Genomic DNA, 18,912 nt, shown 5'->3' with positions numbered 1-18,912 from the left:
ATCTAAGTCCTTTAAGAGATCGCCATTAGTAAAAAAGCCCTGCCGAACCGGCAGGGCTTTATCAGTTTTATACTTGAGCGGTCTAAGGTTGAACTTAGTAAGATCCACGCTGGGCAAAAACAGCCGGCACGGTCATGACGAGGATCATGATATAGATCAGGAACGACCTTTTACGAGCAAACAAGCGGTCCATGGCGACGCGGCGGTTGTAGGTGACGTCATTGCGGCCCATGACCTGCCACAAGCCGGTGATCCCAGGAAGGACTGACACATAGTTGTCGAAGGAGCGACCGTACTTGACAATTTCGGCCTGAATGATGGGACGAGGGCCTACAAGGCTCATATCGCCGCGTAATACGTTGAATAATTGGGGGAGTTCATCGATGCTCGACTTACGCAAGAAGCGACCCAGCGCTGTAATACGCGGATCATTGCGAAGTTTGTGGTCAGCGGCCCATTCTGCGCGCGCCTGAGCATCGGTCGCCAGCAGAGTCTTCAATAACTCTGCTGCGTCCACACGCATGCTGCGGAACTTGAAGCAGGGAAACTCCCGACCGTCTCGGCCAATGCGGCGTTGCGCAAAGAAGATGGGACCTTGGTCTTGCAACTTCACCAATATGGCAACGACAATAAGCGCCGGCGCAAGAAACAAAATAGCAGATAAGCTAATCACAATATCGAAAATGCGAATAGCGAGTTCATTGAGCGTTGGTAAACGAGGTGACACATCGACTGTTCGTTGGTGCACGAAGCGATTCTCCGTTAGAACACCATTCTGCAAGCTAGCCATGATACAGCCCTTCATCAAACATGATGTTGAAGTAGATTTAAAAAAGACCATGTCGCATTTATAGTTGTGTTCGACTTGGCCCCAAATACGTAACACCATCCGAGCGAAATTCTTTAAAATTGGCTCGTGTGGACGCTCGGAAAGATTTTCAGCTTGAACATTTGGCTCAACCAAAACCTTCACGCGACTCGCAGCAAACCCATTTTGGATTCGCCATAGCCGTCTCCCGCCGGAGTACTAGATGTTAGCATATGCGATACTTTAGGCAATATCCATTGTGCATTGCGGAAATTTTGCATTTTTTTTTGAGACGTATCAATTACAGCGCATTTTCGCCTCGCGGGCGAATTATCCGAGCAAAAGGGTAAAAGCTTTCGCCAAACCTATCCACGCCATCCCACTAAAGAGGACGGCGCCGCCGATCCCTGCCACGAAAGCCAAAGGTTCAACCTCTGAAGTGCTGCGTGGGGAAAAGGAAAACGCCCGGTCTATGCTCGACTGGAGATCGTGGACCGCAACCGTCGCGTCGCCTGAGAGATTGGCCGCTTTGGTGACATCTTGAAGGACGGGGGAGCTGGCTGGCTTCTGCGCCAGGAACTCATCGCTATGAGAGGGTGAACGTTTTTCTAACGCCATGACTTTGTCTCCGTGGTATGGAGACACAGTAGGGCAATAAGGTAAGCATTGTTTTTAAAAAGATACTTAATTTTGACTAAATATTTGGCCCCGCCAAGTGGGCTGCTGATTGTAAGTATTTTTTGCATTGCGGTAGGTGATACTCTTGACGCTTTAGGTTATGAGTCTTCTAATTTTAAAACATTCCAATCGCATTGGATTGGTTCGCTGAAGGAACGTGCGATGCCTCATGTCGTGAAAAAGAAACGGGTCAAGCGGACTCCTGTTAGGGCCGAGAAAACCACAGATCCAAAATCAGGTTCGTTGACTCGAAGATTACTCCTGGGCGCCGGCGCCATCGGTGTCGTGACGGCTTCCGCTTATTCGATATTGCAGGCGCAAGACTCTAACCCTCAAAAAATTGATCTTAGCAAATATACGCTGACCTTCAGTGAGGAGTTTGATGATCCTAATTTCTCGCTCAAGGAGTTTTCGAAACGCTGGTACCCTCACACGCCTTGGTGGGGTGATTTTGGCGAGGCGATGTTCGTTGACCCGGTGCCGGGATTTCCTTTCTTTGTTGCCAACGGTTCCCTGCAAATAGAAGCTCGAAAAGGTAGCGACGGCAAATGGCGGTCAGGGATAATGTCCAGCGTCAATCATGAGGGTTTTGGATTTACCCAGCAATATGGTTATTTTGAAGTTCGGGCCAAACTCCCGCCAGGGGAGGGGACATGGCCCGCTTTCTGGCTCAATAGTTGGTCACCAACTATGACGGACCCGAATGTAGAGATCGACGTGTTTGAGTACTACGGTCAATTTCCCGATGCGCTCCATTCAACGGTGACGGTTTGGCCTAAGGATGGTACACAGAAGCGTGGAAAAAATAATATCCACCGCGTAGAAGGGGGGACCTTGACGGCGGACTATCATCGCTATGGCGTGAGCGTTGAGCCCGACTGGGTCGTGATGTATTTGGATGGTGTTGAGACCTGGCGCACAGAGACCCCACCGGAACACAAGCACCCGCTAATGGTCTTGGTTGATTTAGCCTTGGGGAGTGGATGGTCGACGGATAACACCCCGAACCCATCTGACCTGTTGGTCGATTACGTCAGAGTATATAAACGCAGCAACGCTTGATTAAATTTGTGTCGGATGGCCTGTGAGGGTAGGCATTCGGTCGGCCGGAACGCAAATGGTTCGCTAACTCGTACGAAAAGAAGTCCGTTTCATGAAAATAGCTGTTGCAATCGCTACGGCGGGGCGCCCAGATCTGCTCCCAAAAGTCATCGATACCTTTAAGCGTCAAACACGCTTGCCGGACGCAATATACGTATGTCCCGCAGCTGATGGTGACTACGATGCGGCAAGCAATATTGCCCTTAGCATGCCGGTGTTTGTCATCCGTGGTCCCAAGGGTTTGCCCGCGCAACGCAACACGATCATCCGAGCTGCAGGCGACATTGACGTGCTGGCTTTTTTTGACGACGACTTTGTGGCAGATGCCAACTTTTTAAGCGAAGTCGAGAGGATCTTCGAGCAGCAGCCTAGTGTTGTCATAGCCACTGGGGATGTTGTCGCGGATGGAATAAATGGTCCAGGCTTAAGCTTAGATGAGGCGGAGAAGGTGATTTCCGGGTTGCCTAATCTCCCTGGTGAGCAGGTATCAGAAGTCTTCAATGCCTATGGCTGCAACATGGTCGTTCGCATTAAGACTGCGACAGCCAACAACATATTATTTGATGAGGTTCTGCCGCTATACGGATGGTGGGAGGACGTTGACTTTTCACGGCGTTTGGCGCCATTCGGCAAGATTATAAAATCTAACCGATTGCGCGGCGTACACATGGGCTCAAAGTCCGGCAGAACCCCAGGACAGAAGCTTGGCTACTCACAAGTGGCCAACATCGTATATATGATTCAAAAAGGCAGCGTTCCTGTTTCGGTGGGTTTGATACGTATCGGTCGAAATGTCTTCGCGAACATGGTGCGCCAGTTCAAGCCTGAGCCATGGGCAGACCGCAAAGGGCGGTTTAGGGGAAATTTGATCGCTCTCAAGGACTGCCTTCTAAGGCCGGCAGACCCTCAACGGGCCCTTAGGCTTTAGATGAATAGTTAGGTTTGCCTCCCGTGGTCAATCCGCTCAATCGATTTACCCCCTTATCCGTTTTTCGTCCACTCGCGCCGATGATTTCATCGTCAAAAGACATACTTTGGACAGAGACCGTCCCGAAGTGGAGTTTATATTTGTCGCTGTGCTCGACGTTCGGGCTCGAATAGACACGAATTGGATAAGCCATGAATTTTCGAGTGATAGTCCTTTGGGGCATGATGTTCGGAGCCTTGTTCGCTCAACCAGGGCTTTCGGCACCTGCGCCAATTGGCCAGCAGAATTTCTTCCATTTTCACTGGCAAGCTGGCGGCTGGTCTCTAATCGACCCACAGGGCCAGCGCTTTTTCATCAAAGGGGTGCATGGCATCCGCTACATTGGAGACAACTTGGCGGGCGGTAAGGCCTCGCCCTATCATAAAGCGGTGGAAGAGCAATTTCATTCAGACCAGGGGGCGTGGGCTCGGCAAGCTGTAACCCGAATAAAGCAATGGGGATTCAATACAATTGGCGCGAGCTCTGACGTTGGCTTGAACTCTCGCGGGCTTCCGTACGTAATTTTGTTAAAATTGTCGGAGGGGACGTATGTACAAGGCGGAGAAATTCCAGATGTGTTTAGCCAATCGTGGCGTGATACAGTCTCTCGCAACATATCGCGGATCACGCCACAAACGATCATCGACAAAAACTTGATTGGGTATTTCACAGACAACGAGTTTAACTGGTGGGGAGTATACAAGGGAAAAGTGAATTTGCTTCAACTGTATCTTCACCTTCCGAAAGCTGCGCCGGGATATTCAAAAGCTATGGAATACATCGTTCAAAACCATCTGGATGCAGCGCATATAAGTGACGAAGATGCCGACGGCTTTCGAGAAATAGTGGCTCGAGAATACTTCAGCTATACGTACAAACAGCTCAAATTGCGAGACCCTAACCATCTTGTTCTAGGATGCCGCTTTCGAACGAATGATGTGCTTACGCCAGTGCTTCGCGGAATGCGGGGAAATGTTGATGCCGTTAGCTGGAACCGCTACGGCTACCCGATCCCACAAGGCACCGGCACACGAATTCGCGAGATTACAAACCTTCCCTTGATCATATCGGAATTTTCCTTCGCCGCAACGGACAGTGGTCTGGGCTTCAATGTATCAAAAGCGGTGGCAGGTATAATGGTGATTACCCAGCATCAGCGTTCCTTACAATTAAAGGCTTATCTAGCGGAAATGAAGCAAGAGCCGAATCTAGTCGGATATATTTGGTACAAGTACAGTGACAACCCGGTACAAGGCGCTTGGACAGCATCTGGCGAAAATTACAACTGGGGGCTCGTTGATAACATGAATAAGCCCTATTCCGCATTGACTCAGTCATTCAAGAACTTAAACGGCCTATATCACTGACGACATTGTCATGTTTTACCTGGTGTTGTTGTCTACCGCGAGAGGTACCTTTTCCAAATCGTGCATAAGCCCGCGAGCGCGGGCAAACCTGCGCCAACCGAACAGCTGATACCAGTCTGCGCGGCTTAGAACTCATTGGCCCATTGTCGTATGCCGATGGACATAATGCGCCAAGGTTGATCGTATCTGTTGCGAGCGCCCCATCTTTCCTGAGAGCATTTTGCGTGAAATGACCAAGGCTTGACGCTTTGGAGGATCTCGTAATGAACGATAGTGATGATCATCAGCAAGGTAAGCGATCAGCTGGGTAAGCGATCAGCTTTAGTAAATTGGCGCTGTGAGCGAATATCACTCAACTCGCCGAGACGATTGCGGGCTAAATTCGTAACGACGCCTGCGTCTACCAGTAGGATTGCGTTTAGTTAACGAATTTATTGACGGGAAGGCAAGTATACCAAAGACTGACCAAGATACGATATCGACGAAGGCTGCGCCGGCATACCAAATAATCCAGGTGCCCAGTATAATTGGGACGACATTCTTAACGTTTATACTTCGCAGCAGCAGTCCTATAAGACCAGTAAATAGCGCTCCCCCAATTGCACCCATGAAAATCCATTGCCACCAAAATCCGTTCGACATAAGATCACTTGCACGCAAACCCATATACCAAGGAAAACGTGTGTAGCCTCCATTATTAGCCCATACGTCCGCCATTAGGGGGTATGTCGCTTCCGAGTCGCCCACCCCGTAGCCGGCAATAGGTCTACGCACAAGAGCCTGGGCGCCTGCGATTGGGCCAGCTGTAATCCTGCCGAAGAAGCTTCCAGATTTTTGATGTTGCTCAAAAAGATTGGCGGGCATGTTAAGTTGAGCAATTGGAATTGCAATCGCTAAGGTGGAAATCGCCAACGATACTGTGATCCGGGTAAGTGCCTTTTGAGGCCAGAAATAACAAATAGATGCGGCAGCTATGTAGAAGAAGTCCGACACACTGGGAACGAGCGCAAAGGAGACTGCAGCCATTATGCAATACTCTAAGTATGGCCTTGAGCGCTTATCCTTAGACGCCGTGAACAGGGTCAAGATCGACAAGACCGACAAGGTGGCTGCAAGAAAAGAGGGCTCAGACGAAAAAACCTTAGGTCTATAGTGACCATAAATCTCGATATCTCTATTAATGCTTGCGTATATTCCTCTAGGAGTGCCAGCATAAATTAAGTCTGTAATAAATTGGTAGATTGATCGCACCGCGGGTATTAGCTCAATTGCCCCTAGCACGATGAACATGCACCAGAAAGTGAAGAAAAGCCTTTGTGCTTTGTCTTTAGGAATTAGGTGCAGAGTGAGTGCGAAGCCAATCGATGCAGCTATAGATATGCTTAATTGAACAACGCCTTTCGTTAAATTCAAAACGTCTCCACCCATAGCCATATTGATGAAAAGCTCAGCTATCAAGAGGGCGAAAATGGCCCCCATTGCCTTCAGCGTTCTAGAGCCAATTTTCTTTCGGCACAGGAAGAGCATGGACAAGCCTGAGAGCACACTAATGTACATCGGCAGGATTACCGTATTACCAGAATAGAGGGACACTCTGGTCTGGAAGCCGATGATGAAAAGGACTACCAAAATTTGCGCAAGGAGAGGTGTGAAGTCGCGAACTGCCTTACCTGAAGGCGCACTCAGCTCTGAGGTGAGAAGCTTATTTTGGAGCGGCATCATGTAATTCCGTATTCAGTTGCAGCGAGAGCGATTGCTCAGAATTTGATTTGCGAAACATCGATTTTGGCGGCTAAAGCATAAACGATGGAACAAACGCCTGCAACAGTAGCGATTGCTACAAGATTCGGCTTGTATAGGAGTGCCGATGAAGTGAAGTGCTTCTCGGGGCGGTTGGCAAAAGCAGGTATAAGATCCCCGATCACTTTACCTAGTGAAACACCGATTACTGCTCCTACGCCACCAAAAAATAGGCCGATGGTAAAACCTAGAATCGGCGAAATGAAACCGGTTACGACTTGCCCAATAACGTTCATATTGATAGAGCCGGTTCCAAGACCTAAAAAGTAGGCTGGTGCAGCTAAGATATTTACAGTCCATGTTAACGCCAGAAGCGCCGAAAATTCCACGAAGAGGGGGTTATAGTGGCCAGTCCAAACAATCGCAATTATCGGCGAACCTACTGTCACAGCGCACATTATAGGAGCGCTCAATATTGCAGCGACTTTGCATGTCTTCTTGAAAAGCACTGTCAGCCCGCTTGAATCAGTCTCTTTGAGATTTGCAAATGCCGGAACTAAATTTTGAAGTGCTGTGACCGCAATACCTCTGACTTGGTATACCATTCTATAAGCCAGCTCAAACACACCAAGCACAGCGGTACCGCCGATGTGCCCAATTATGATTTTCGTCGTCGGTTCGAACAGAAGATTTGCTATCGTGCCAATTTGCAATTTCGTGCCAAAGCCGAGAAGTTCCTTAAACACGGGCCGTGAGAACTCAAGGGGAACGATCGGCATCGCTCTATGCACACGTGTAATGAAGAACCAGGAAATAGAGATGGCAACGACGTATTGAGCGGTTTGTGCCCAAGCTAGTCCCATCAGCTGAAAGCTCTTGACCAACACCAAGGAGGTAGCCACCTGGACAAGCATGCCAAAAATATTCGAAATTGATCGCAGGTCGGCCCGATGCAACCCAAGCAAGGAAGCCGCCGTTACCGAATTTAAGTTTAACATCCAAAAAGTTAGCAAAGCAAAAGGGATTATTGAACGAGCCAGTTCCAGTTCGCTCCCCGATAGCGCGATCTTTAAGGCAAAATAAATTGGCCAATATGCGATGAGTGTTAGTATGCCCATTATGCCCGCCACAGATATCATGGCAGTTTGCACATACGTTGTTACCGCGTCAGGATTATCTTTCGCAAGCTCTCTAGCCACGAAGCGAGCCAAGCCGGCTGAAATTCCTACATCGGCAAGTCTACCAAAAGCTGTCGTTGCTAAGACTAATGACCAAACGCCTAGCATTTTAACGCCGAGTGATGAAACGACGTTTTTGTAGATAAAAAAGAGCCCTATGCCGTTCAGTACTACCTCAGCAATAGAGAAAATAGTGTTTTTCTTTAGCGATTTAAGGCGGTTCATTGGCTAATCAATCCAATCGATTTATTTTTTTTTATGTTGCTCACAAAGCGACTAGCCATATCTCTAAACGGAACTTCTATCATGTGATACGTAACATGAGAAATCAAGACTACTAATATCAAGAAGAGGCAGAGAAATTGAAAGAATTCTCCGTTCTCCATAAGATTCCATTTCCAGTACAGATGCCCCCACATCGGAACAGCGTCGTACGCCGGCAAGTGTTGCTTCAACTTATAAATGTAGTTGGCGGATGATAGCGCAAGCAATACAATCCAGTGAACCATATATATAGAATAAGATAAATTCCCAAAATAAATAAGGAATTTCATCTTCAAAAATTTGCTCACCAAACCTCTCTCAAAGGCAAATATCAGGACCGCTACTGGGAAAATGATCGGTGCTAAGTACGATATAGCCGTGGTATTACCTTGCATTGTGACCGAAAAATTCAACATGCACACGATTAGTCCGAGAATGCTGAGCTCCGCGATGGCGAACAAAATGGAGGAGGCTTTTCTTAACGCCACTTGATAACGATCATAAATGAAGAAGCAAATAGATCCCATTCCAAAGCCCCAAAGGCAACGGAACGCCCCAAAGTTGGCGGTCAGGTTCATGTGATCATTTGACAATCCGACAGTAAATGCGGCGGAGATAATTGTAATCAGAACTATATATTGTAATTTTGCCCTGCGCATAAACGCAAAAGCGAAAACTATATAGGAACATAATTCGGCGCTAATGCTCCAGCTAGGGAGATTCCACCCACCTGAAAAAAAGCCATATGAATTTGTCAAAAGTAGTACTAGGGAAAATTTCCTTAAATCATAAGTAGTCGGAGAGGCTCCTATTGTATAGGGTGACGGTATATTAAAGTGCTTTACGGTCATGATCAATGCTAAAAGCGCAAACATCAATGCTACGTGAAGGGGCCAAACCCTTCCTATCCGCTTTATGGCATAGGACTTTAAATCGGAGATATTAGCTATCCGATTATTGTAATTGTACGTAATAACAAATCCACTTAATACGAAAAAAAAGTCTACACAAAGATATAATGAATGAAATATCTTCCCGTTAAACTGGTTGTTTGAGAAAAGCAAGAAGTGGTGTACTGCCACCAGGATAGCGCATACGCCTCGCCAAGAATCTAGCGATTTAAAGTGTTCTCTGGCGACTGGTTTGTTGGAAGGCGGCGTCATTTGGGCTGACCGGCGAAGGTTCTGTCGGCCCTCTTAGCAATAGAAAATAAAAATGAGAGCGCCGGAAATTTCCATTTTAGCAGTAGTAGCGTTTGCAGCAAGTTCAATCGCACGACCCGCCAATAGGAAGCGCCCCAACTGCTGTTAGGAAGGCGCTTCTTCAACTCCTTTGAGAAAGGAAGCAAGGGTAGCGCCCAAGACAGGAGCCCGGTCAAATTTTTCTCTCTAACGAAATGCCTATCGTATTTCTCAAAATACTTACCTGGCGCGTGCCCGCTCCGGAGCAGTTGAAATTCGTCAACCTCGAGATGATCACCCTGCAGCATAGATAATGCGACCACCAGCCAGTCATATGCGAACATACTGATTCCTTCGGGATAACTGGCCTGAAGCGCAGCGGTCCTGTAAACTCCATAGAGCCGAGCGCTATCTCGAGGATTGGTAAGATACGTAGAGACGCGGTGATCGGCATTTCCTCTAATAGGAAACGTGCCTCGTGCGGGCCTCTCGCTGCCATCTGGATAGCGAAAAATAACTTTCGTGCAACAGGCGACAGCGTTTGGATGACGGTCGAGTTCCGAAATGCATAGCTCGGCGAATTTCGGTCCCCACACGTCATCGTCAGCAGCCCACATGAAATACTGGGTCTGGGCGGCCATCAGCACGCCACGAAAATTCACGCTCTGTGGAACCGTTTCAGGGTGTCGAACATGCCGAACTCGGGAATCCCTCGATGCATACTCTTCGCAAATCTCACTTGTTCCATCGGTCGAGCCATTGTCGAAGATCAAGAGTTCAAAATCGGTGAAAGACTGAGATAATAGGCTATCGATACAGGTCCTGGCTGACGTTGCACCATTATAAATTATCAGGCCGATTGTAAGTCTTGGAGCCATCTACAAAGCCTCCCTCAAGCTTGTCATGAATTCACTTGCAAAGCTGGATAGAGACTGTTGACCGCGAGCAGAGCTGAATAGGCTGACATAGTCGAAGTCATCACCAACGGTGCGACCGTCAGGTGTAACCCGCTCAATTTCGCAGTCCAGTCCATAGCGCTCCTTAACTGAGGCAGCACAAAGTTGCGCAAATTGGTAGACTGAGCACGAGGTGCTGCCCGTAGGATTGACAGCGGCAAAGCCAAGCTTCGGTTTTTTGAGCCAGCTTAAAATTACGCTTGCAATGTCTTCGGTGCCGACAAAGTTGCGTCGCTGTTCGCCCGTTGAACGAATCGTAATTTTTTGGTGCATCGCCGCATCTCTCGGGAAGGAGAACGGAATTAAGCCCCATCTGCGGAAAGCTCCTGGTGACTCTAGGTGTCCGAAAACTGCACAAGGACGTACGGCGAGTACGGAGGCTGTCGTATTCGCTTTGCGGCGAAATACTTGCTCGGTTGCAAAATGAGCGATGGCATAATCGGAAATAGGGTTAACCGGCGTGCTCTCATCTACGTGCCCAATCATTGGACCGTAGACATGAGCTGAAGAAATATAAACGAACTTCTTCGCGCCGGCACGGGCCGCGGCCTCGACCAGACTGTTTGCCCCCAAGACAGCCATGGAGAAGGCCTGTTCCGGATTCTCTTTGAAGTCCTCGTCCACCACGCCAGCACAGTGAATTAACGTATCGACTCGTTCGATGTCCAAATTAGCAAAGCTGTCCGGCTTTGATAGGTCCGCTAAAATGTCATTCCTATTGTTCCGTCCAATAGTTGTGACGTCGTATTCTGCTTCTACCTTGTTAAAAACAGCTGAGCCGATCAGGCCGGTCGCGCCTGACAGGAGTATTTTCTCCTTCATGGGGTTTCCTTACCTAGATGAAACCCCGTCTCAAAATCACGGGCGCTAGCGTCTTTTTCGGAAATCATGACGGGTTCGAAGGGCCAATCAATGGAAAATTTCGGATCATTCCACCGGACTGATCGTTCATTCGTAGCACTGTAGGTGTTGCTGACGAAGTACATCATTTCAACGTCATCGGTTAAGGCTTGAAAGCCATGAGCAAAGCCGCGTGGGACATACATCATTTTTCTGTTTTGGTCAGAAAGTTCAGCCCCAAACCATTTTCCAAATGTTTCTGAGTCTTGCCTTAGGTCTAGTATAACGTCAAAAAGAGATCCGCGAATACATTTAATTACTTTAACTTCTGCAGAGTCTCCCAGTTGATAGTGCATTCCACGAAGGGTGTGTTTCTTCTGTGTAAATGAGGTGTTGAATTGAACGTAATGTGTTTCTAAGCCATGTGTTGAAAATTCATTTTCGCAATAAACACGAGAAAAGAAGCCGCGCTCATCAGCACGGGGTTCAAGCTCTATTGTGTAGGCGCCTTCGAGTGGAGTAGGATTGTATTTCATTTCTTCACCTACAATTATGACAGTGCTTCGTATGCGGAAATTTGCTCTTCCGTGAATGAAACCATGTCCTGACCTTGATGCATCCTGAGGTACCAGTCGGCTGTCCACTGGATCGCTTCACGTCCGGTTAATTGAGGCCGCCAGCCGATAGTTTCGGCAGCCAACGATGCGTCTAGAGCCAGAAGCTTCATCTCTACAGGTTGATACCCTTCTGCCTGCCGCCAGGAGTCTGATATCCCCAGCTTTCCAGCCATAATCTCGGTTACGGCTTGCACGGTGAGTGGATGATCGGCAACTGGAGCAAAGTTTAGAGCTTTGGGCAAATCGTTTCGACCTTTTTTGCAGAGTTGCTCTACAAATGTAAGGTAGCCGGATAGTGGGTCTAGGGCATGTTGCCAAGGACGTGTGCTGAGCGGGTTTCGCAAGACGAGTTGGTCGCCGCTTTGGAGTGATCGCCACATATCAGGAACTAGGCGATCTTCCGACCAGTCGCCTCCGCCAACGACATTCCCTGCGCGAGCTGTCGCGGTTGCAATTCCGGCATCCGAAAAAAAGCTTTGATCATAGCAAGAGACGACCTCTTCACACGCTGCTTTTGAGCTTGAATATGGATCGTGCCCCCCTAACGGGTCGCTTTCAATGAAAATATGTCCAGTGTCATCGTTTTTATAAACCTTGTCAGTTGTCACCACTAGAATGGCTTTTAGGTTCGGTGCCTTCCTGAGAGCCTCTAACACATTCAATGTACCCATTACGTTGGTTGCGTAGGTCGCTGCCGGTTCGCGATACGATCTCCGGACCAAGGGCTGCGCAGCCATGTGGATGGCTACCGTGGGGTTAGCGTTCAACACTGCAGCTTCGACGGCGTCGACGTCGCGAATGTCTCCTATTGTAGAAGTCACGCTCGGTAGTGGGCCTAAGACCGAGAAAAGGCTAGGAGTTGTTTCCGGCTCTAGTGAAAATCCGTAAATCTCCGCACCTAACTGCGAGAGCCACTTCGTCATCCAGCTTCCCTTGAAGCCGGTGTGACCTGTCAGGAAGACTCGTTGTTGCGCCCAAAAAGTCCGATCCAATTTACCCATCTTACCACACCTTCCATGGCGCTTTGTCATCCTGCCAAAGCTTGTCAAGATACTGCTTGTCTCTAAGAGTATCCATTGGTTGCCAGAAGCCATTGTGCTCAAAAGACGCTAGCTGCCCGTCGCGGGCCAATCCTTCCAAAGGTTCCTTTTCCCAAACTGTCTCGTCCTCAGCAATCCTGTCAATTACACGAGGATGCAGTACAAAGAAGCCGCCATTAATTTGCGCATTGTCTCCTGCCGGCTTTTCCGTGAATTGGACAACACGGTCGCCTTCAATAACTGTCGCGCCAAATCGACCTGCCGGGCGGACCGCCGTTAATGTAGCGTCGAGGCCATGACCGTTATGAAAATCGATAAGCTTTGAGATGTCGATATCGGCGACCCCATCTCCGTAGGTCATGCAAAACGGCTCGTCAGCGGGCAGATAATCGCGAACACGCTTCAGGCGCCCGCCGGTCATAGTTTCCGCACCTGTGTCGACCAGGAATATTTTCCATGGCGGCAATTTATCGTCCCCAAGGAATGAAACCGATTTTTCCTTTATGTCTACGCAGATGCTGGATTGATGGAGTGCGTAGTTCGCGAAGTATTCTTTGATGTAGTAGCCTTTGTACCCAAGGCAAATCACAAACTCATTGATCCCGTGTTGGGAGTAGATGTTTAGAATGTGCCACAGAATCGGGTATCCACCCACCTCGACCATCGGCTTTGGCCGAACTGAAGTTTCCTCGGCTAGACGTGTTCCAAGGCCACCGGCCAGAATTACTGCACGCATTAATTAACCCCTTCGTAAATTGCGATTATATTGGATGTGCCAAATCGAGTGCTTGTTGAAGTTTGCGGTTGTGAACGACCTGGTCTAACTCGGCTCTGCGGTCTTCGAAAGCTTGGCGATGCTAGGGCATTCAAACCTGCGAAGTCATCATTGCTCTTGACAACAAGGCCGGCCAACGCGGGCAGGTGATGGGCGGACAAGAAGCCGCGCCTGGCATGTCTGGGAAGCCCACTCACCGATCCTTGCAATATCAGCATCCGGGGACGCTTAAACATATATGTCAGCAGGCGAACTTTAAGATCACCTCCCACCAAACCATCCACAACACCGGCTCTGCATCTAGCGAGGAGGGCTTGTATGTCTTCCACGTGCCTACGTAGGTTCGCTTTAGGATACTTGACAGAAATGAAGTCTCGTAGAGTAGCGCTCATGGAGGCGGTAATTTTAATTTTGTTACGGTAGCGGAGAAGCTGGTCATAAGACAACTCAAACCAATCCTTCAGTATTTGCTGCGTCTGAAGGGGCGCTCGACCGCCCAAAGCCGCTATCCGGCGGGACGTTGTGGCTCCGATTTCACGTTCCGTCATGTGGGGCTCACCATAAGCCGGCAGAAAAGGAAAGATTTTTGTTAGATAGCGAGTATGGGGGCTATTAGCGCGGCCAGAGGACATGACTTTAACATCGGAAACTAGCGTGTTCATCTAGACTTCGCCGGATTCCAAATGGTAAATGTTTGCCCACGCATTGCTTTAAAGACGCCGACAAGTGTAGCTACGAGCGCCATTGCTACCTCAATGGCTGCGGCAAGTGGGCCACGCGTGGCCTTCATGCCGATCATGACGGTAAACACGAGTAGAAGTGCAATTCCAATACCCAGCATTGTGTAGATTTTTAATGCTGTTAGGACGGCGCTAAAGACACCCAAAATTAAAAAAAGCCCGCCAAACCATCTAATCATTTTTCTAGAAGCATACTTAAATTTATCAGCAGCAGCCATTTTCTTAAGCTGTGGACGCATTACCAAATGTGTATGAAAGGCGCGCGTTGATATTCGCATTTTACGAGCGAATTCCTCCCCCCGCTTTGCGACCAAAGCCTCGAAAGCAATCACATCTTCGGCTTTAATCAATCGATGCCCACTGAAAACGGCAGCCATTGAGACGGTTAAATCGTCTAAGACAGTATCTGGAAATTCCGGATAAAGCTCACGTCTAAGGGAAAAAATGGAACCATCGGCCCCCATCACATTGCCAGTTCGCGACTCTTCCTTTTTAAGATGCTCTTCTAACTTCCAGTATAGGGACCCGATTTCTGCGGTCGAAGATTGACCTTCTCCATAGTATCGGAGAGATCCGCATACACCTCCAACTGTAGGGTCTGCATAATACTGCATTAGCCGAGCAATAGCATCTTCTCTCAAAGTCACGTTTGCGTCGGTAAAGACAATTATGTCTCCTTGCGACATCCGAGCTAAGATCTTCATGCCGTAGGCTTTTCCGTTTCTTCCAGCACCACGTACCAATGTAACCAGGTCCGGACGCGCTGCGATAAGCTCAGCGGTATTATCTTTAGAGCCATCATCGAATGCCAGCACTTGGAGCTGTGGATGCCTTTTTTTCAGCATTTCGATGTTGGCCAGTTTCTGCGCAATCGAGCGCTCTTCATTAAAAGCACAAAAAACTAGCGTCACCTGACAGTTGTATGCTGCGTCAGTGGCAACCGGCTTACTGGGCAGGAGATGCAGTACTATCGGGTATATTGCGTATGGATACACAATTAACAACGCGCAACAAAATGTTACAGCAATTGCGATATTTATAAACACCAAGACACCATGTAAGTTAAGTTGTAATTTAGGTAATTCAGTCCACAATTAAGCTTTGCTAAGTTGCCGTGCTAGTGGCAAAACCCAATTTGCTACAGGACTTCATTATGGCGCAAGTAGTTTAAGCGATGCGCTCTGTTTCTATTGTTTCAATGCCATATGTCAATCATTTCCAAATATTCCCGAAATGGGAACGCCCAACTCGCGGGTTATAGCCATCTGTGGAGCCCACTGGCTATAAAAAATAACCCTACATTTGATCAGAAGTGTGACATGCGGCCTATTGAAACTCTATAGGTCTTTCCGTTAGTCCATTTCACGAGCGATTGTGCACCGCAACCGAAGCGCTGTCGAGAGAGAAATTTCTTTTTTTAGTAATCGCGTCGGTTTTAAGATGAAACAGTCACTCAACTGAGCTCGATGCTATATGGCTGCAAAGCGGGCCGATGGCTTATGCTTGTAGCGCGTCAATCAGGATGAGAGGACGTATTGCCTCACCAGATTATGCTCCCCAACTCTGTCTAAGTTACCTCAGAATAATGTTCCTTTACGACACCATATAAAGCCTAACCAACACGGTGTTCACATGTGGGGCCATTTTGGTGCTAGGTGCGCGTCGCGATTAAGCTGCGCCGCGCCCCGGCCACCAAAATCTGCTGGGTGAATGCTGTAGTCATTTCGCATCAATCTGCGACATCGTTACCTGGACTGTCACCAAAGACCATCAGGTGAGCCCGCTGGCTACGCCAGACCTTCAATCGGCGCTGCAATTTACGTAAGAGCTTGTTCGGGTATTTTTCGGGCACCTCGGTCTGTAATTTGTCGAGTGGCTCGGGAGACGTCTTCCAGGGATCAGCGTCAAACGACGCCTTCAGTAACTCAGTAACAGCTGCAAGTGGATCTGGCCGACGTCGCCCTCTCGATTTAGGGGGCTTAGCCCCGGCTTGGTTACGCTGAATTGGACCGGTTAGGGCTTTTCGCGGCGTCCAGCTCATCGACTGAATCTTTGCTCTGGCATAGCCGAGCCAATACTCACAATCTATGCTGCGGCGCATCAATTTCATTTACAAATTAGAATTCGGTGCGCTATGCTCATGTCAGCGTTAGGAGCTTGTGATCTAGCGGGATGGTCAGCTGCGGTAGTTTGATTGGAAACTACCAATCTTATGATCTGGTTGCGTTTCAATATTTACATGGTCTTGCTCTTCTTGGGCGCATAATAACCTTACTAACGTCAAGTTACGTCCTGATAATTTGATCGCATGTTTCCTAATGTTACCGACATCTTTTTAAAGATTTATTGTGCAATTGTGCTTGTGTACACATATGTTATTTTCTTTTTTCTTTTGATGTCGTTAAATTCATCCTTGGTTATATTGAGGTCTCGGCGTTATGTTAAAGCCACGCTCGTATTTGCAGCCTATCGTCAAAAAACGTCTATGCCTGCAAAATTGGCAAATATAGAGTTGCTGAAGGCAAGGCATCTGCACCTTCAGGTTCTAGCCTTCGATGATGGGTTGGCTGAGTGTTAAAATTTGGTCACGCCTATTCACGGAGGGCGAAAATGAAAAGCACCAAAAATACTTTTAGAAAAATTATTCGCTGGTTTGCCGGACTGTTTCTCATTATTGGAGCGATTAACGGCCTGTTGGTTGTATTTCAGCTTTCTGTGCCCATTGGCCTGGCGGCTACATTTTTGCTGGCGGCATGTTTAATGCGGGGCAAATTGATCGGTACGGCGCTTGCTGGCGCTCTTATTGAAGTAATTGTCGGACTAGTTGCTGCCTTGGCGGGGGTGGTTAGGGCGATGTGTGTGCAAAGGTTCTTCGTCTGGAATCTGGTCAAATCGAGATAGGTCATGCAATCAATTCATCATAACTTTCAAGAAGCAGATCTGGCAGATGCGAAAGTATTGTATCTCACAAAGCTCATGCCATATGGGCGGGCGATGGCCGGCGACGCCGTATATTCTAGAGGCATCATTGAGGCGCTCTCCACCCTTGCGCGTGTCGAAGTGCTATGCGCCTCTAGTACCGAAGGCCTGAATGCTTTTGGGAAAGCGAAATGGCATATTGGCGGTTCTGTACGTAAGGGCCGGGCGGGATCTGTGTTTTCAAGTTTGCCAAATGTTGCTTGGAAGGGTAGAACCAATGGTTATCACAAAAATTTGGACGCTCTGCTGCGCCAAGACTGGGATATTATAGTTCTGGATAATTTGGGCTCTGTACATTGTCTTCCCAAGTGCTTGAAATATAAACTAATCCATCCAGATGTACGACTTGTCTATATTTCTCATGAATATGAATATCTTACTCGGCGACAAAAATATAAAAGTTATAAACTAAGCCCGCTTGTTACTTTCGCCGCCAAAATAGACGAACTGAAAGTAAAAAGGGCAGAGTTACAGCTGTTAAAATCTGTCGATCTCGTTACGGTAATAAACGAAGGGGACAAAGCGACCTTTGAGTCGCTATCACCACACGTCCCTTATTACTTATTTCCTCCAGGGTATAGTGAGCGAGTAGTCGAGGCGCGGTGCATCGATTCGACTACTCCGAGGCAGGTGTTGCTTTTTGGAGGAAGAGAATCTGAACAGAAGCGGCAGATTTTAAGGGATTGGCTTGAAATTGCGTGCGCCCCCCTTCGTCAAATGGGCATTTCAATTGTTGTTGCAGGAGCGATGGACTCTGCCTTAAGAGAGCATATTGAGCGAGCTCACCCTGAGGTTATTGTGAGGGGGTACGTAAGTGATATCGAGGCGCTGATGGCGGAATGCCGAATTGGTATTATCGCCGACACTGTCGGTGGTGGCTTCAAATTAAGGCTACTGTCATATGTTTTTCACCGGCTCCCCATAATGGGGGTGACCGGTGCCGTCAGTGGATTGCCAACGCCTGCAGGGTTGGGTTATTTGGAAGCCTCAAATCTTGTCTCACTGACCGACTTGATAATCGAACATATTGATAATTCTGATTACTTAAACGGGATGCAAAAAAAGGCGTTCGACGATTGTCTGGGCAAGTTTGATGCGATAAGCGCGGCCAATGGTTTACTCAAAAGACTGTTGTAAAAATTGAGCAGCTTTCGTTTAAAATTTTGAAGGGTAGGGCGGTGCACAACTTGCAAGCGTGCAATTGAGATAAATTTCCGTTTATGGAGCATATGATGCGTGGCGACTTGGGTGTCTGGTCGTCGATGCCACGCTGACCCATGCAAGCGGAACCGCGGAGCGCGAGGCCGCACTGGATGCTTGGCCGCATGGAGGGGCGTCATCGCATCACATTGGCTGCTGAAAAGGCCTCATCACAGCTCATCTTCGAACCGTCTAGCGAGTCGCCCGTGAACAATTCAGTTTTTGAACTCAAGCGGCAAGTTGGCTGTAGTCCGCATAGTTTTTTGTCTTCGTGACCGCCATGGACAGGGCCATGACGAAGGCACAAAAACTCTTCAGCCAGTTCAAGAGGAGACGGATGTTATGGCCGGCGGCCACCAGGAGGACATTGACCGCATCGCCATGTGCTCCGGCAAGCCAGTTCCGCTCGAGTTTTCCATCGGCTTTCATGTGCCCGATGACAGGCTCGATGGCACTTCTGCGTTTCAGTTCGCGTTTGATA

Annotated in this window: 17 protein-coding genes and 1 pseudogene; 6 read left to right on the top strand and 12 right to left on the bottom strand. The window is 48.4% G+C overall.

What is annotated here, in order from left to right; all coding sequences use genetic code 11:
• Window positions 1–94: 94 nt before the first annotated feature.
• Window positions 95–973 carry a sugar transferase gene (locus tag B060_RS0116670; protein WP_236621624.1) on the bottom strand — a complete coding sequence of 293 codons (879 nt, stop codon included), beginning with the start codon at window positions 971–973 and terminating at the stop codon, window positions 95–97.
• A 165-nt stretch (window positions 974–1,138) separates the two neighbouring features.
• Window positions 1,139–1,426 carry a hypothetical protein gene (locus tag B060_RS0116665; protein WP_018082944.1) on the bottom strand — a complete coding sequence of 96 codons (288 nt, stop codon included), beginning with the start codon at window positions 1,424–1,426 and terminating at the stop codon, window positions 1,139–1,141.
• Window positions 1,427–1,498: 72 nt separating this feature from the next.
• Here B060_RS0116665 and B060_RS0116660 point away from each other — a divergent pair, with 72 nt between their 5' ends.
• From B060_RS0116660 to B060_RS0116650, 3 genes are all read left to right on the top strand, one after another.
• Window positions 1,499–2,548: a glycoside hydrolase family 16 protein gene (locus B060_RS0116660; RefSeq protein ID WP_236621623.1), complete on the top strand. Its 1,050-nt coding sequence runs from the start codon at window positions 1,499–1,501 to the stop codon at window positions 2,546–2,548.
• Between the two features lie 91 nt (window positions 2,549–2,639).
• Window positions 2,640–3,515 (top strand): glycosyltransferase family 2 protein, encoded by an 876-nt coding sequence (locus B060_RS0116655; RefSeq protein WP_018082942.1) that lies wholly within the window; start codon window positions 2,640–2,642, stop codon window positions 3,513–3,515.
• Between the two features lie 191 nt (window positions 3,516–3,706).
• Window positions 3,707–4,921 carry a hypothetical protein gene (locus B060_RS0116650; protein ID WP_018082941.1) on the top strand — a complete coding sequence of 405 codons (1,215 nt, stop codon included), beginning with the start codon at window positions 3,707–3,709 and terminating at the stop codon, window positions 4,919–4,921.
• 348 nt (window positions 4,922–5,269) lie between these two features.
• Here the strand turns inward: B060_RS0116650 and B060_RS0116645 are convergent, their stop codons facing one another.
• From B060_RS0116645 to B060_RS0116600, 9 genes are all read right to left on the bottom strand, one after another.
• A complete protein-coding gene (locus B060_RS0116645; RefSeq protein WP_018082940.1) occupies window positions 5,270–6,643 on the bottom strand; it encodes a hypothetical protein in 1,374 nt (457 codons plus the stop codon).
• A 35-nt stretch (window positions 6,644–6,678) separates the two neighbouring features.
• A complete protein-coding gene (locus B060_RS0116640; protein WP_018082939.1) occupies window positions 6,679–8,064 on the bottom strand; it encodes an oligosaccharide flippase family protein in 1,386 nt (461 codons plus the stop codon).
• On the bottom strand, window positions 8,061–9,266 hold the full coding sequence (locus B060_RS26670; protein WP_018082938.1) for an acyltransferase family protein: 1,206 nt from the start codon (window positions 9,264–9,266) through the stop codon (window positions 8,061–8,063). The genes B060_RS0116640 and B060_RS26670 overlap by 4 nt, the downstream gene beginning before the upstream one ends.
• A complete protein-coding gene (locus tag B060_RS0116630; RefSeq protein ID WP_018082937.1) occupies window positions 9,263–10,162 on the bottom strand; it encodes a glycosyltransferase family 2 protein in 900 nt (299 codons plus the stop codon). Before B060_RS0116630 ends, B060_RS26670 begins: the two co-directional genes overlap by 4 nt.
• Entirely contained in the window at window positions 10,163–11,062 is a 900-nt protein-coding gene (locus B060_RS0116625) for an NAD-dependent epimerase/dehydratase family protein (RefSeq protein ID WP_018082936.1), read from the bottom strand. It lies immediately after the preceding gene.
• The gene (rfbC, locus tag B060_RS0116620) at window positions 11,059–11,616 is read right to left on the bottom strand and encodes a dTDP-4-dehydrorhamnose 3,5-epimerase (RefSeq protein ID WP_018082935.1); all 558 of its coding nucleotides are present in this window, start codon (window positions 11,614–11,616) and stop codon (window positions 11,059–11,061) included. Before rfbC ends, B060_RS0116625 begins: the two co-directional genes overlap by 4 nt.
• 14 nt (window positions 11,617–11,630) lie before the next feature.
• A complete protein-coding gene (gene rfbG, locus B060_RS0116615; RefSeq protein WP_023447355.1) occupies window positions 11,631–12,698 on the bottom strand; it encodes a CDP-glucose 4,6-dehydratase in 1,068 nt (355 codons plus the stop codon).
• A 1-nt stretch (window position 12,699) separates the two neighbouring features.
• Window positions 12,700–13,473 (bottom strand): glucose-1-phosphate cytidylyltransferase, encoded by a 774-nt coding sequence (gene rfbF / locus B060_RS0116610; protein WP_018082933.1) that lies wholly within the window; start codon window positions 13,471–13,473, stop codon window positions 12,700–12,702.
• A gap of 697 nt (window positions 13,474–14,170) precedes the next feature.
• Window positions 14,171–15,346, bottom strand: a complete 1,176-nt coding sequence (locus tag B060_RS0116600) for a glycosyltransferase (RefSeq protein ID WP_201768109.1) — start codon at window positions 15,344–15,346, stop codon at window positions 14,171–14,173.
• Window positions 15,347–16,862: 1,516 nt separating this feature from the next.
• Between B060_RS0116600 and B060_RS0116590 the strand changes: the two genes are divergently transcribed.
• From B060_RS0116590 to B060_RS28465, 3 genes and pseudogenes are all read left to right on the top strand, one after another.
• Window positions 16,863–17,153, top strand: coding sequence for a hypothetical protein (locus tag B060_RS0116590; RefSeq protein ID WP_023447354.1), 291 nt, complete (start codon window positions 16,863–16,865; stop codon window positions 17,151–17,153).
• Between the two features lie 3 nt (window positions 17,154–17,156).
• Window positions 17,157–18,368 carry a glycosyltransferase family 4 protein gene (locus B060_RS0116585; RefSeq protein ID WP_018082929.1) on the top strand — a complete coding sequence of 404 codons (1,212 nt, stop codon included), beginning with the start codon at window positions 17,157–17,159 and terminating at the stop codon, window positions 18,366–18,368.
• A 115-nt stretch (window positions 18,369–18,483) separates the two neighbouring features.
• A pseudogene (locus tag B060_RS28465) lies at window positions 18,484–18,595 on the top strand (IS5/IS1182 family transposase); the annotation flags it as partial.
• A gap of 64 nt (window positions 18,596–18,659) precedes the next feature.
• Here B060_RS28465 and B060_RS24955 read toward each other — a convergent pair.
• Window positions 18,660–18,912: transposase (locus tag B060_RS24955; RefSeq protein WP_018081519.1), on the bottom strand; the 253-nt coding region annotated here is incomplete at its 5' end.

Origin of the sequence: Asticcacaulis benevestitus DSM 16100 = ATCC BAA-896 (genome assembly GCF_000376105.1) — a bacterium.
Taxonomy (GTDB): Bacteria; Pseudomonadota; Alphaproteobacteria; order Caulobacterales; family Caulobacteraceae; genus Asticcacaulis; species Asticcacaulis benevestitus.
This window is presented reverse-complemented; position numbering and strand designations above follow the sequence as displayed.